This is a genomic window from Mucilaginibacter sp. OK268 (genome assembly GCF_900103125.1).
GTDB lineage: Bacteria > Bacteroidota > Bacteroidia > Sphingobacteriales > Sphingobacteriaceae > Mucilaginibacter.
Window position 1 is genome coordinate 186,911 of sequence record NZ_FNJV01000007.1, and the last position, 14,802, is coordinate 201,712.

Sequence of the window (14,802 nt, forward strand, 5' to 3'; positions counted from 1 at the left end):
ATGGCTGGGCTAATAGCCTGCTTCTGTTTAACCGGGTAAACCCATATTAAAATTAAAAGCTATGAGAAAAAATTACTTAAAAGATCAATTGTAAAAGCAGAGGCTAGGTCTTAACCAAAAGGTCAGACCATTTTTGGAGTCAATCCAACATATCCCACAAGTATAAGCCCTTAACCCAAATTATAAATTATGAAAAAACAAATACTGAAAACCTGCCGGAAAGCATGGCTCATGTTATTGTGCATGAGTTTGATCTCTCTGTCACTTTTTGCGCAATCCAGAAAAATTGATGGCTCAGTCCTGGATGAAAAAGGAAACCCGCTCATTGGCGCCGCTGTTAAGCTCAAATCGGGCAAGATCGCAACATTAACTGATATTAATGGCAAATTCTCTATCAACGTTTCTGGTAATGAAACAGCTTTACTGGTAACCTATATAGGTTATGCAGAGCAAAGTGTTCCCTTAACGGGTCAAAACTCTAATTTGCAGATCAAACTAACTCCAAGTAGCCACAGTTTAAATGATGTGATTGTTATTGGATATGGTACCGCCCGTAAAAAGGACGTAACAGGGGCAATTGTGTCGGTAAGTGGTAACACGCTGCGTGAAATACCAGTGGCCAATATACAGCAGGCCTTACAAGGGCGAGCCGCAGGTGTTGAGGTGCAGGCTGTAGGAACGAGGCCTGGAGCTGATGCCCAGATCAGGATACGGGGAGAGCGGTCTATACAGGCTGGTAACGACCCTTTGTTTGTTTTAGATGGAATACCTTATAGCGGTACCTTAAACGACATTAATCCTGATGACATCGCTTCAGTTGATATATTAAAAGATGCGTCTGCAACCGCTATTTATGGTTCAAGAGGCGCGAATGGTGTAATACTGGTAACCACTAAAAAGGGGGCAGCGGGTGATACCAAAGTCACTTTCAGTGACTACTATGGTATCAATAGTGTTACATCTAAGTATAAAGTATATAATGCCGACCAGTATAGAGCATTACGTGATATTTCTGTATTTAATCAGGGTTATACTGCTGATGAGTTAGCAGGAATTACCAGTGGAAGAAATACCGATTGGCAAGACCTGGTATATAAAAACGGTTACATTACCGACCACAATCTTACTATTTCAGGTGGAAGCGATAAAAGCCAGTTTTCCGCTGGCGGGGGCTATTTTAAACAAACCACCGTTTTACCCGGTCAGGATTTTACACGCGGTACATTAAAAGCCACTGCTGATTTTAATGTAAGCAGTCGTGTTAAGGCCGGTTTTAATAATCTGCTTAATTATAGTATTACACATGGTTCTCAGTTCCCGGCAAATGTGTTTCCTTTAATTACTTTAAGTCCTTTGTCTTCCCCATATAATGCCGACGGGTCAATAAACATTAAGCCTGCTGGTAATACCGATGATTATAATACAACCTATAGCCCGTTGTTACTGCGTAGCCAGCCGGATGCTTCGGTTGATCGTGTCCGTCGTTTTCATTCATTTAGCAGTTTATATGGCGAGGTTAGAATTATCGATGGTTTGAAATATCGCTTAAATGCGGGTCTGGATTTTCAGCAGGAAGAAGGCGCGCAATTCCAGGGAACCGACAGTTATTTTAGGCCTGGCACTTATAACACAGCAACAGTAAACAATGCCACAGCCACCAAATACAGCCTGGACAACTTACTTACGTATGATAAAACCATTGCTCAAAAACACCGCATAAGCGTTACTACCTTGTTTGGTTTTGAGCAGCAACAAAGTCATAATACCTCGGTGAAGAAAGATTCTATAACTTCTGATTTTGTTCAGTTTTATAACCTGGGCTTATCCTCTACAACTCCGGCGCCCATTTTAAGCGGTGGCGAATCAAAGTCATCACTTGTGGCTATGATGCTCAGGGCTAATTATATTTATGATGACAAGTACATGATTACCTTAACCGGGCGCAGAGACGGATCTTCACGCCTTGGTGAGGGTAATAAATATAAGTCATACCCTGCTGTTTCTGCCGGATGGACGATTAGTAATGAAAAGTTCATACAAAACGTTCACGTAATCTCCAATCTGAAACTTAGGGCTGGTTTTGGTGTCACGGCTAACCAGGGGATTGCTGCTTACAGCACATTAGGTGGCCTGTCGTCGGTTAACTCTAGTATCCCGGGTACGCCTCAGGTGCTCTATAATTATGGAACCACAATTGTTAACGGCTATTATGTAAGTCGAATAGTTGATCCTAAACTGGATTGGGAGTATACTAAAACCACCAATATTGGATTAGACTATGGCATTTTAAATAATCGCATTACAGGTAGTGTAGAGTATTATACAGCCAGTACTACTAAATTATTATATGGCATTTCATTACCCCCAACATCAGGCATTACTGATCCTTATTTAACAAACGTGGGTAATGTGACCAATAAGGGGATGGAATTTTCCATATCCAGCCAGAATATTACATCAGACCACGGAGGATTTACCTGGGGCACCGATCTGAACTTTTACTTTAACAGGAATAAGCTGGTATCCTTAAATGGGAGTATAACACAGGTAGTAAACAACCAGCTATTTGTAGGACAACCATTAAGCGCCATTTATGATTATAAAAAACTGGGGATATGGCAATTGAGCGAAGCCTCGGAGGCAGCCAAATATGGTTTTGTACCCGGTCAGATTAAGTTAGAAGACCATAACGGTGATGGTAAGCTTACGGTTGATGATAAATATGTAATTGGAAGCGCTCAGGCTAAAATTCAGGGTGGTGTGACCAACCGTTTTACCTATAAAGGATTTGATTTCTCATTTGTACTATATGGTCGTTTAGGTGGAACTCTGATTAGCCAGGTATACCAACCACTAGCCGGTTATACGACCATTAATGATGGAAGGCGGAATCAGGTTGCCGTAGATTACTGGACGCCAACTAATCCTACCAATTTCTACCCCTCACCAAACGTTGCTGGCGGACAAATTTCGTCACCGCTAACCAGCGACGCAGGTAGTACACTTGGTTATTTTGATGCCAGTTTTTTAAAGGTAAGAACCATCACATTTGGTTATAGCTTGGGTAAGCGATGGGCTAAAAAGATCGGTGCGCAAAACTTGCGGGTATATGTATCATCGCAAAATCCATTTATATTTTTCTCGCCCTATGTACGTGCTGGAGGCATAGATCCTGAGGCGACAGGAATAGGAAATCAGGGTGTTCAGAACCCGGGTAATATATCAAGCCGGGCATTAACCATCGGGGTGGCAACTCCTTCTACCAAATCATTTATCGTGGGCTTAAATATTAGTTTATAATCAATTAATTATCAGAATTATGAAATTAAAATATTCGACATATATAGTGCTTCTGCTGATAACCACATTATGGGGCAGTAGTTGCAAAAAATCGCTCGAGGAGCATCCTTATACTGCCTTTACAACAGATTATTATAAATCTGCTGACGGTTTACAGGCTGCGGTGAACGCTGTCTATGCCAATATGCGGTATGATTTTGGGCCTGTTGGTGCATTGGCTTTGGGAAATGTAGGTACCGATGAATTTACTTTTGGTGATCAGGTTGCCAGTTCGGGCCAATTCCTGGAACTGGGTACTTACCAGATCCCTACAACGAATGGCGCCATATTAACTCCCTGGAACAGGAATTATAATGGTATAAACCTTTGTAATGCCATATTGAAATTTGCGCCAGGTGTAGCCATGAGTGATGCTACCAGGAATGTAATGATGGCTGAAGCGAGGTACTTAAGGGCACATCTTTACCTGTTATTGGTTGAAAACTTTGGCGCAGTTCCGGTTGACTTAGGCTCAGGCGATCTGCAGTTTACCAATGTACCTTACTATGGTTTTAACCGCTTGCCTTTTAATGATATCTTAAAAAAAGATTATCAATCCATGATCGCTGATCTGACTTATGCTTCCCAGAATTTACCTGTTCAGCGTCCATCAAATGCCTTTAAATTATCACAAGCCGCGGCACTCCATTTATTGTCCAAGGTTTATTTATTCAGGGCATACTCGGCCGTAAAAGAAAGTACTGACTTTGGTAGTGCATATACCACTGCAATGGAACTTATTAATAACAAGGGTAAGTATGGAGCTGATCTTCTACAGGATTTTGGACAAGTGCATAAACAAGGGAACGATTATAATAAAGAAATACTGTATTCAGTTGAACGTCTTCCACTTAATAATTCGGCTAACGAAGACCTAAACCCAAGTACAGATTTTGCCAACAAAGTAAATATTGCCAATAACCTTTTTAATTGTCTATACCAAAACGTAGCAAGTGTTGGTGGTGTAACATTAATTGATGATCGTCCGCTGCAATATGGCCGTCCGCTGCGAGAGCTTACGCCAACTCCTTATGTTTCTAACGTGGCTTTTGCCGATAAGTTTAATGATAGCCGTTATGATAATTCATTCCGTGTAATGTGGCGTGTTGCTACAGTGCGGACAGGTGCGGCACTACAAACTTATGTTAGTAGTCTGGCATCTGTTGGTTTTAAGATAGGTGATACAGCTATCTATCTGCCGCCAACAGATGCCAGGGCTGCTCAACTGGTGGCCGCCGGAAAAAAATATCTGATTGTTCCCCCAAGCAAGTGGTATAACAATCAAACTAAACTCAGTTTTCAATATCCTAACCTTAAAAAGTATGATGATAGCTTACGAGCCAACTTTCAGGATGTATCAGGTAGGCCATTTATTGTTTCCAAGCTTTCGGAAGTTTATTTGACCGCCGCTGAGGCCGCTATGCAAACCGGGCATGTTGACGATGCTGTTACGCTCATCAATGTATTGCGCACACGCGCGGCCTATCGCCCTGGATTATCTGCCGCCGATCTGACCGCACGGGTAGCCGTAATGCAAGTCACCGCTTCACAGATCAACCTTGATTTTATATTGGACGAACGTACCAGAGAGCTTTGTGGGGAGTGTATCCGTTGGCCAGATCTGGCTATACGGAATAAGCTGATTGATCGCGTGCAGAAATATAATCCCGATGGGGCGGGGCATGTTGCGGCCTTCAATAATATCAGGCCGATCCCCCAGGATCAGATCAACAGCGTAGTTGACCCCAACGGCGACCCAAACAGGAATAAATACCAAAATCCAGGATACTATTAATCATTGTTTAAAGAAGACCAATTATGAAAAAGAAACTTATTATACCTGGCTTATTGTTAATAGCAACTTTTACTTGCGCCTGCAAAAAACAATACTACAATGGCGCAAACAGCACCATCGCCAATACCTATTCAGATACATCCGGTACACTGAAAGCGGCATCAAACCTGCCCATTGGTATGGCTATCGACTATGATTTTATCGCCAATACCTATGGCGACAGGAATATTGTTACCCGTGAGGCCAGCATGGTGACCTTTGGCTATACCATGAAACATGCAGCCATCGTAAAAAATGATGGCACTTTAGATTTTACACGTGCCGATGCTTTGGTAAGTAATGCCAATGCTGCCGGTTTACAGGTTTATGGACATACGTTGGCGTGGTATCAAAATCAAAATGGTACCTACCTTCGTTCCCTGGTTCCGGGAAGTGCGGGTAACACAATACCGAACCTATTACTCAACGGTGATTTTGAATTGGGTAGCGGAAGTACATTTACCAACTGGAGTGCTTATAACGGGGCTTCGTCATTCAACGAAACAAAGGTATCCGGTGAAATACATGGCGGTACCAGGGCATTAAAAGTGGTAAATACTACAGATAATCCCGGTGCGCAGTACAAGGTACAATTAGCCAGTGATCTGTTCAATACCACGGTCGGAAAAACTTATAATGTATCTTTCTGGATAAAGTCGACTAATGCCGGCGGATCGGTACGCTTTTCAACTCAACCAACGGCCCAATATGAAGGCGACCAAACCACCAGCACCACCTGGACGCAGGTAACCTGGCCCATCGTGGCCAAAGATGCTCAAACCAGGATCCTGATAGATATCGGCCTGAAAGCCAATACCTATTTTCTGGATGATATCACCGTAACGGATGCAAGTTTATCGACACCATTACCCGCCGACGAGGTTGCTGCCAAAGTCAACACAGCTTTGCAAACCTTTATCACCGGGATGGTAAGCCATTTTAAAGATAAGGTGCATGCCTGGGATGTGGTCAATGAGCCTGTTAAGGACGATGGTAGCTTACGGGTTGGCCCTTATGTGGCAGGTACCGATGCAAGTGACACCTTTTATTGGGGACAGTATTTAGGTAGGGGATATATAGCTAAGGCCTTTACTTACGCCAGTCAGGCAGATCCAACAGCGCTATTATTTATCAATGATTATAACCTGGAAGCGGGTTCGGCCAAGGTTGATAGTTTAATTAAAATTGTTAATGAGTTAAAAGCGGCAAACGTCCCCATTCATGGTATTGGCACACAAATGCATAGTAGTATCAATAGTTCATATAACGATATTGACAACATGTTCAAAAAACTGGCTGCAACTGGGTTAAAAGTGCGTATCTCTGAACTGGATGTAAAACTAAACCCTGGCAATAAGGTAATAGACGTTTCATCGTCGCCTACGCTTTATAATTTGCAAGCAGGCATGTATAAGTACATCATACAATCCTACTTGAAAAATGTACCTGCAATACAACGTTATGGTGTTACTATTTGGGGTGAAATTGACAAAAACAGCTGGATAGTAACACAACAAAAACTGAACGATGCACCATTGTTATTTGATAATAACGGCAAGAAAAAACCTGCTTACGGGGCTGCAATTCAGGCTTTAAAAGGGCAGTAGTATATTTGTTTAAGCTGATCTGTAGATCTCTAAAAACGGTTGCCTGTATAAGGTAGTCGTTTTTAGAGATTTAACCAATAATCTATATTTAAAATATTTCATGAAAGCATTCCTTTTGATCATCGGACTATTAACGTTGAATATTTCGACTTCAATGGCTCAGTCGACAGCTGATTTTACTCCGCATTTAATAAAAACGAGGAATACTACCCAGCTTTTGGTTGATAATAAGCCTTATCTGATCTTAGGTGGAGAATTGGGTAATTCAAGTGCGTCTGATACAGCTTATATGAAACCTATCTGGCCAAAGCTCAAAAAAATGAACCTGAATACCATTTATGCTCCGGTGTATTGGGAGTTAATGGAACCACAGGAAGGAAAATTTAACTATTCATTGATCGATGACCTGATTTTAAACGCCAGGAGTAACCGGATCAAGCTAGTGCTGTTATGGTTTGGCAGCTGGAAAAATAGTATGTCATGTTATGTGCCTGAATGGGTTAAAACAGATCAGTCACGTTTTCCACGGGCCGAAGCAAAGTCGGAGGTGAAGCAGGAAATATTGAGCCCTTTTAGTAAAAATAACATGATGGCCGATAAGCGTGCTTTTGTAAAGCTGATGGAGCATCTGAAAAACTTTGATGGGGTACAACATACGGTTATCATGATCCAGGTGGAAAATGAAATAGGTATGCTTCCTGATGCCCGCAGCTATGAGAAACCCGCAAGTGCTGCTTTTGAACAGCCTGTGCCTGGTAAACTGTTGAGTTATTTAAAGGATAATAAAAGTAAACTGTTACCCGAAACCAAAGATATCTGGGCCAAAAATAATTTTAAGACAAACGGTAACTGGGGAGATGTTTTCGGGAAAAGTTTAGTTACGGACGAGCTATTTATGGCCTGGTATTATGCCATTTATGTAAATGAAATTGCTTCTGCAGGTAAACAGGTTTATAATTTGCCCATGTATATCAACGCTGCTTTGAACAGACCAGGCAAAAAGCCAGGCGAATACCCAAGTGCGGGGCCATTGCCGCAGGTAGCAGATGTATGGAAAGCTGGTGCTCCGGCTATAGATATATTGGCGCCCGATTTTTACAACCCCGATTTTAAACATTGGAGCGATCTGTATACCCGTTCTTCAAATCCTTTATTGATCCCCGAAATACGTTTTGAGCAGGGAGTAGATGCTAAAGTTTTTTTTGCTTTTGGAAACTATAATTGCATATCCTTTTCACCATTTTCCATCGAATCGACAGAAAAACCCGAAAATGAACCCATTGGTAAGGCATATCATATTGTCGGTCAGTTGTTGCCATTAATTACAAAATATCAGCCGCTTGATAAAGTGAGGGGATTTTTATTTGATAAGGACAACCAGGAACAAAAAATAACCCTGGGAGACTATATACTGACCATCACTCATGAGTATAAGCTGGGATGGTCGGCTCAGGCGAAAGATTCTGTATGGCCTCAAACGGGTGCCATTGTTATTGAGGTTGCCCCATCAGAATATTACGTGGCTGGAACTGGCGTTGTTGTTGCTTTTGAACCAGTTTCAACTGAAAAAAGAGCTGGTTTCATAAGTGTTGATGAAGGGTATTTTGAAAATAACACCTGGATAAACCAGAGACGGATGAATGGAGATCAAGATCATCAGGGGAGGCATATTCGCGTTGCTGTTAATGATTACAGCATTCAGCATGTCAGGCTATATACTTATTAAATCAGTAATTTATAAAACCGCCTAATGGTTTATTTATCACATACTACGCTATGAAGTTTATCAGGAAAATCATTCTCTTTATAATTTTCGTTTTTTTGCCATTGTTTATTTATGCACAGTCGCCCGGGCATAAGCTGTACATAGCGCATAATGATGGTCAGGGGTATTTTATGTTGGCAGCAAATGGTAACGCTAGCCCTATATATACCGGGGCAGATGAATATCCAGGTGTATTACGTGCGGTAAAAAGCTTTATAGGTGATATCCATGCAGTAACCAAAACTTCGCCTGCATTGTCAACCGATATAAATGGGGTTAAGCAATTGGTACTGATTGGTACTTTAGGCAAAAACCGGCAAATAGATGAATTGGTTACGAAAAAGAAGCTCAATGTTTCAGCTATTTCGGGTAAATGGGAGACTTACCTGATACAGGTAGTGCAAAAGCCATTTCCGGGCGTTGACAGGGCGTTCGTGATTGCGGGCAGCGATAAAAGGGGTACCATCTTTGGTATTTATGATGTTTCATCACAAATAGGGGTTTCTCCCTGGTACTGGTGGGCCGATGTGCCTGTAAAAAAACAGAAAAGTTTGTATGTAATGCCGGGTAGTTATACCGATGGTGAACCCGCTGTAAAGTACAGGGGGATTTTCATAAATGATGAAGCGCCTGCTTTTTCAGGGTGGGCAAAAGAAAAATTTGGCGGGTTGAATCATCAGGTGTATGAGAAAGTTTTTGAGCTCATTTTACGGCTAAAGGGTAATTATTTATGGCCAGCCATGTGGGGCAATGCTTTTAATGATGACGATAAACTAAATCCCGTTTTGGCCGATGAATATGGAGTAGTAATGGGTACCTCTCATCATGAGCCTATGGATAGGGCGCAGCAGGAGTGGAAACGTTATGGAAAGGGCCCTTGGAATTATGAAGAGAATAAATCCGTGCTTCAGGATTTCTGGAGAAAAGGGATACAAAATATGAGGACTAAAGAAACTATTGTTACTGTTGGTATGCGAGGCGATGGTGATATGCCCATGACCGAAGGTAGTAATATAACACTGCTTGAGAACATAGTACGTGATCAGCGTAAAATCATAGCCGAAGTAACTGGTAAACCAGCTTCGCAAACTCCACAAATGTGGGCCCTGTACAAAGAGGTACAGGCATATTACGATAAAGGCATGCGTGTGCCCGATGATGTTACTTTGCTTTTGTGTGATGACAATTGGGGTAATATCCGCAAACTTCCAAAGCTTGGTGAAAAGTCGCGTAACGGAGGGTACGGTATATACTATCATTTCGATTACGTAGGCGATCCTCGTAATTACAAATGGTTAAATACCAATCCTATATCCAAAGCATGGGAGCAAATGCATCTGGCTTATGAGTATAACGCCAAGCAAATATGGATTGTTAATGTGGGTGATCTTAAACCTATGGAGTTTCCGATCAGCTTTTTTTTAGATTACGCGTGGGCCCCGGATAAATGGCCTGCCAACAGTTTAAATACGTATACGATTGATTGGGCAAAACAACAATTTGGTGCACAGTATGCAAAAGAAATAGCCAGAATATTAACCTTATACACCCAATATAATGGCAGGCGAAAACCAGAGCAGCTTGATCAGGATACTTACAGTCTTACAAATTATAACGAGTTTGAAAACGTAGTAAAGGATTACAATCAATTAAGATTGGATGCTGAAAGTCTTTCTGCCAAAATACCTGCAAACTATAAAGATGCATTTTATGAATTGGTTTTACACCCAATTCAGGCTTGCGCCAACCTGAATCAAATGTATTATGAGGTGGCAAAAAACAAATGGTATGCCGGACAAGGGAGAGCCGCCACTAATACTACAGCCGAGAAAGTAAAAGCCTTATATGCAAATGATAAAAAGATATCGCATTATTATAATACAACATTAGCCAACGGGAAGTGGGTTCATATGATGGATCAAACCCATATTGGCTATACCTATTGGCAACAACCAGACTCTAATAAGATGCCCGCAATACAAGAAATTACCTTACCCGAAGCAGCGCAAATGGGGGTTTCTATACCGGGTTCCGATAAATTCTGGTTGGCTAAAGAAACAACGGTAGCAATGCCCGGGTTTTATCCCTGGGAAAAAACAGACAGTTACATAGAAGTATTTAACCGGGGTAAAGCCCCCTTTGATTATGTCATTACATCACCTGTGGCTTATTTAAATATTCAGCCAAAGACAGCGCATATTGACGAACAGCAAAGAGTGTGGTTTAATGTAAACTGGACCATGGCACCTAAGGGAGTCAGTCATGCTCAGGTAATGGTTAAAGGACCAAATGGAGATGTCACTATCCCGATAACGATAAATAACGAACAGGATAATAAATCTGTATTTAATCAAAACAATGGCTATATAGCTATTGAAGCAGCGCATTACACAAAAGCTATAAAATCGCCGCAGGTTAGTTGGATGGAGATACCTGATTACGGTCGTACTTTATCGGGTATAACACCCTGGCCGGTTACAGCAGCAAGGGTACAGCCAGGTGGTAACAGTCCTCATCTGGAATACAGCATCAGCTTAAAAGATACCGGCTCTATATCGGTACAGGCATATATTTCGCCAACTCTGGATTTTAAAAATCAACAGGGTTTATATTATGCTATTTCGATCGATGATGAACAACCTCAAATGGTCAATATTAACCGGGACGAGTCGCCGCAGGCGTGGGGTATGGATGTGACCAATAATATCAAAACGCTGATCACCAAACATCACATTGCCAAAGCTGGGGTTCATGCCTTAAAATACTGGATGGTTGATGCTGGTGTGGCACTACAAAAACTGGTTATTGATGCCGGCGGATTAAAAGAGAGTTACTTGGGGCCACCGGGACGCTGATATTCTTATCAAAATTCCGGATCACAAAAGGGGATATAAACATAGTATTTAAACGTTTATATCCCCTTTTTTAGGGCTGGTGTGCGTTTAGAAACCAATGGAATTTCCACCATCAACGGGTAATATCACCCCGGTAATATAGCGGGCAGCATCGGATGAAAGATATAGCACAGCATCGGCAATATCTTCCGGATCACCTAATTTACCCATGGGTGTGCGCGAAAATACTTTGCTTTTTCTTTCAGGGTCGTTATTAAGCGCTTTGGCCGACATATCGGTAGCGATAAATCCCGGTGCTACACAATTTACGCGTATTCCTTGCGGGGAAAGTTCTGTGGCCATAGCCCTTGTCATTCCTTCAATTGCGGATTTGCTTGCAGTATAGGCAATTACATATGGAATACCATATTGTGACGCCATTGAACTGATATTAATAATGCAACCAGTTCCCACCGCAATCATTTTTGCAACAACCTCGCGACTTAACACAAATACTGAGGTGAGATTGGTTTGTATAATACTCTGAAAATCCTGATCAGTAACCTCGGTGTACGGCTTTTTCATATTGATACCCGCATTGTTTACCAGGATATCCGGGGTGCCAAATTCTGCAGTGATCTCATCAACCAGCGCAGGTATACCGGAAAGATCACTCAGATCACAAACCTTATAATCGCAAAGATGCCCAAAAATGTCAGAAGCAGTCTGCAACTTTTTTTCGTCGCGTCCAATAATGATAGTTTTTATATTGTTTTCAATAAATTTTTTTGTAGTTGCCAGGCCCAAGCCAGAGGCGCCGCCTGTAACTACTGCAAGTTTGGTTTTTGTTTTCATTAGTGATATAAATAGGAGGGCTTATGGCCTTCGGAGAGACGACTCCCGGATAATCATCTCTGATCTTAATATCAAGCTGTGAGCCGGATGAAAAACGTCCTTATTGATAAGGTTATCTATCATTAATTTGGCGGCTACTTCGCCCATTTCGTAGCCTTTATAGTTTACGGTAGTCAAATTAGGTTCAACCACTACGGCTGATGGGTCGTTATTAAAGCCTGCAAAGGCAATATCCTCCGGGATCGCTATACCTTCTTTTTTTAATGTTTGCATACAGGTTATCGCGCAATTATCATTAGCCGAAAAAACGCCATCGGGCAGGGGATGCATTTTTAATATTTGCTGCGCCGATGTGATACCAGCCTCGCTGCTCAGGTCGTTAATGATAACCAGGTCCGTCTCAAATTTGATATTGTTGTCTTCCAATGCCTTTTTATAGCCTGCAAATCTTTCGGCATAAACTTTACGCAGCTGGCTCGCTGTAATATGTATTATACGTTTACAACCTTGTTTTATTAAATGCGTGGTAATTTCATAAGCAGCTTTATAATTGTCAATATATATTTGCGGACATCCGTCGTGGTCAAAAACCCGGTCGAAGAATATCACAGGTACATTTCGTTTTATAAAAGGTTCAAAATGGTCAATATTGGTGGTGTCATAAGCCAGTGAAACCAACAGCCCGTCAACCCGGTTAACCAACATGGCATTGGCATTACTGATCTCCTTTTGTACGGTTTCCAACGATTGACTGATGATCAGGTTATAGTTATTGTTATTCAGAACTTTCTCCATGCCGGCAATTACATCTGCCATAAAATTGCTGTTTAGCCTGGGTACGATCAAGCCAATGATATTGCTGCTTTTACGGCGTAAATTACTGGCAAATGAATTAGATCGATAACCCATTTCGGTCGCTGTTTTAATAACTAGCTTTTTAGTTTTTTTACTAACCCGTGGATGATCCTTAAGAGCCCTGCTTACTGTAGCAGCGGAGATATGCAATTTATCGGCTATATCGTAAATGGTTATTTCTTTTTCGCCGCCGGTCATGTAGTATATTGTTTTTTGTAAAGATTGATAAATATAGAAAATTAATGCGATGCTGTAAAAAAATTATACAATCGATTGCACAAATATTACATTTGCTTTATGATGTCTTGGTCTTTAGAAGAGACTTAAAAACTAAAGAGAAGACTTTTGATCAACCACAGAAATAACAAGTATGATTCCTGATTTAGAACAAACTTTCAGATGGTTTGGCCCATCAGATCCTGTAAGCTTGCAGGCTATAAAGCAAACCGGCGCAGTTGGTATTGTTTCGGCTTTGCATCATGTGCCGTGTGGTGACGTATGGAGCCTGGCTGAGATCAATAAGCGTAATAATATGATAAAGAACGCCGGCTTCAGGTGGTCGGTCGTGGAGAGTGTAAATATTCATGAGAGTATAAAGCTGGGGCTGCCCGAGCGGGAGGGGTATATAGAAAATTATATAACTACATTGAAAAATATTGCAAATGCCGGAATTAATATTGTTTGCTACAATTTTATGCCCGTGTTAGACTGGACACGCACTCATCTTGATTACAAGCTTGCCAATAATGCATCAGTATTGCGATATGAGGCATCAGCATTGGCTGCATTTGATCTTTATATTCTGGAACGTGAGGACGCTTTTAAAGAGTTTTCATCAACACGGCAGGTTGCTGCAAAAAAATACTTGGATAGTTTAAGTGGTCAAGAAAAGGAACTGCTAACTAATACTATTCTTGCGGGTTTACCCGGTACTGATGAGGTATTTACCGTTGAGCAATTTAAAGAGTATTTGAAAAAATATCATGAAATAGATGGCGTTGCCTTAAAAAACAACCTGTTTTATTTTTTACGCGCCATTATCCCATCTGCGGAAGAAGCCGGTATCAAGATGTGTATTCATCCAGATGATCCTCCATTTTCGATACTTGGACTACCAAGGGTAGCCGCAACAGAAAGTGATCTGCAAGATATTGTAAATTCCTGTCCCTCTGTTAGTAATGGGATAACTTTATGTACGGGTTCATTAGGAGCGCGGGCGGATAATAATATACCGGGTATTATTGCACGATTAGGGCAGCATATTCACTTTTTGCATCTCCGGAATGTTGAACGGGAGACTGATGGTAGTTTTTACGAAGCCGAACATTTAGCTGGTAGTACAGATATGTATCAGGTGATGAAAAGTATTGTTCATGAACAGATACAAAGAGAAAAAGCAGGCAGGGAAGATATCGCTATTCCTATGCGTCCTGATCACGGGCACAAGATATTGGACGATTGTAATTACAATACCTATCCCGGATATTCAGTAATTGGTAGGTTGAAAGGACTTGCCGAATTAAGAGGGCTCGAACTGGGTATTAAAAGAACGTTGCTGACAACAAAAGAATAAATGAATCCGCGTAAATAACATGCGGTCTTTTTGGAAAATTGATAAAGGTTTTTATATTTACAATCGATTGCATAAAGATCAAAATAAACCGACTATACCAATAGGGAACTTCTAATTTCACTCATGATGCAGAGACAGAC

The 14,802-nt window shown here is 41.3% G+C and carries 8 protein-coding genes; 6 read left to right on the forward strand and 2 right to left on the reverse strand.

All coding sequences use genetic code 11. From position 1 onward, the window contains the following. The first annotated feature begins 189 nt into the window (after nucleotides 1-189). The 5 genes from BLR84_RS20960 to BLR84_RS20980 all read left to right on the forward strand — a co-directional run bounded on the left by BLR84_RS20960 (nucleotide 190) and on the right by BLR84_RS20980 (nucleotide 11,400). Entirely contained in the window at nucleotides 190-3,300 is a 3,111-nt protein-coding gene (locus tag BLR84_RS20960) for a SusC/RagA family TonB-linked outer membrane protein (protein ID WP_090472045.1), read from the forward strand. 19 nt (nucleotides 3,301-3,319) lie between these two features. Further along, the gene (locus BLR84_RS20965) at nucleotides 3,320-5,134 is read left to right on the forward strand and encodes a RagB/SusD family nutrient uptake outer membrane protein (RefSeq protein WP_090472047.1); all 1,815 of its coding nucleotides are present in this window, start codon (nucleotides 3,320-3,322) and stop codon (nucleotides 5,132-5,134) included. Between the two features lie 23 nt (nucleotides 5,135-5,157). After that, nucleotides 5,158-6,780 (forward strand): endo-1,4-beta-xylanase, encoded by a 1,623-nt coding sequence (locus tag BLR84_RS20970; RefSeq protein ID WP_090472049.1) that lies wholly within the window; start codon nucleotides 5,158-5,160, stop codon nucleotides 6,778-6,780. Nucleotides 6,781-6,880: 100 nt separating this feature from the next. Beyond that, the gene (locus BLR84_RS20975) at nucleotides 6,881-8,506 is read left to right on the forward strand and encodes a GH35 family beta-galactosidase (RefSeq protein ID WP_090472051.1); all 1,626 of its coding nucleotides are present in this window, start codon (nucleotides 6,881-6,883) and stop codon (nucleotides 8,504-8,506) included. Between the two features lie 95 nt (nucleotides 8,507-8,601). Further along, a complete protein-coding gene (locus BLR84_RS20980) occupies nucleotides 8,602-11,400 on the forward strand; it encodes a glycosyl hydrolase 115 family protein (RefSeq protein ID WP_255367002.1) in 2,799 nt (932 codons plus the stop codon). Between the two features lie 87 nt (nucleotides 11,401-11,487). Here BLR84_RS20980 and BLR84_RS20985 read toward each other — a convergent pair whose 3' ends face one another. Beyond that, the gene (locus BLR84_RS20985; RefSeq protein WP_090472055.1) at nucleotides 11,488-12,234 is read right to left on the reverse strand and encodes an SDR family NAD(P)-dependent oxidoreductase; all 747 of its coding nucleotides are present in this window, start codon (nucleotides 12,232-12,234) and stop codon (nucleotides 11,488-11,490) included. 21 nt (nucleotides 12,235-12,255) lie between these two features. Beyond that, nucleotides 12,256-13,287 (reverse strand): LacI family DNA-binding transcriptional regulator, encoded by a 1,032-nt coding sequence (locus BLR84_RS20990; RefSeq protein WP_090472057.1) that lies wholly within the window; start codon nucleotides 13,285-13,287, stop codon nucleotides 12,256-12,258. A 172-nt stretch (nucleotides 13,288-13,459) separates the two neighbouring features. Here BLR84_RS20990 and uxuA point away from each other — a divergent pair, with 172 nt between their 5' ends. Next, nucleotides 13,460-14,662, forward strand: a complete 1,203-nt coding sequence (gene uxuA, locus BLR84_RS20995; protein WP_090472059.1) for a mannonate dehydratase — start codon at nucleotides 13,460-13,462, stop codon at nucleotides 14,660-14,662. Nucleotides 14,663-14,802: the final 140 nt, after the last annotated feature.

Bases quoted from the DNA above. Each gene is read 5' to 3' on its own strand.
- BLR84_RS20985 (WP_090472055.1), bottom strand. From the start codon at position 12,234: ATGAAAACAAAAACCAAACTTGCAGTAGTTACAGGCGGCGCCTCTGGC.
- BLR84_RS20975 (WP_090472051.1), top strand. From the start codon at position 6,881: ATGAAAGCATTCCTTTTGATCATCGGACTATTAACGTTGAATATTTCG.
- BLR84_RS20970 (WP_090472049.1), top strand. From the start codon at position 5,158: ATGAAAAAGAAACTTATTATACCTGGCTTATTGTTAATAGCAACTTTT.
- BLR84_RS20960 (WP_090472045.1), top strand. From the start codon at position 190: ATGAAAAAACAAATACTGAAAACCTGCCGGAAAGCATGGCTCATGTTA.
- BLR84_RS20965 (WP_090472047.1), top strand. From the start codon at position 3,320: ATGAAATTAAAATATTCGACATATATAGTGCTTCTGCTGATAACCACA.
- BLR84_RS20990 (WP_090472057.1), bottom strand. From the start codon at position 13,287: ATGACCGGCGGCGAAAAAGAAATAACCATTTACGATATAGCCGATAAA.
- uxuA (WP_090472059.1), top strand. From the start codon at position 13,460: ATGATTCCTGATTTAGAACAAACTTTCAGATGGTTTGGCCCATCAGAT.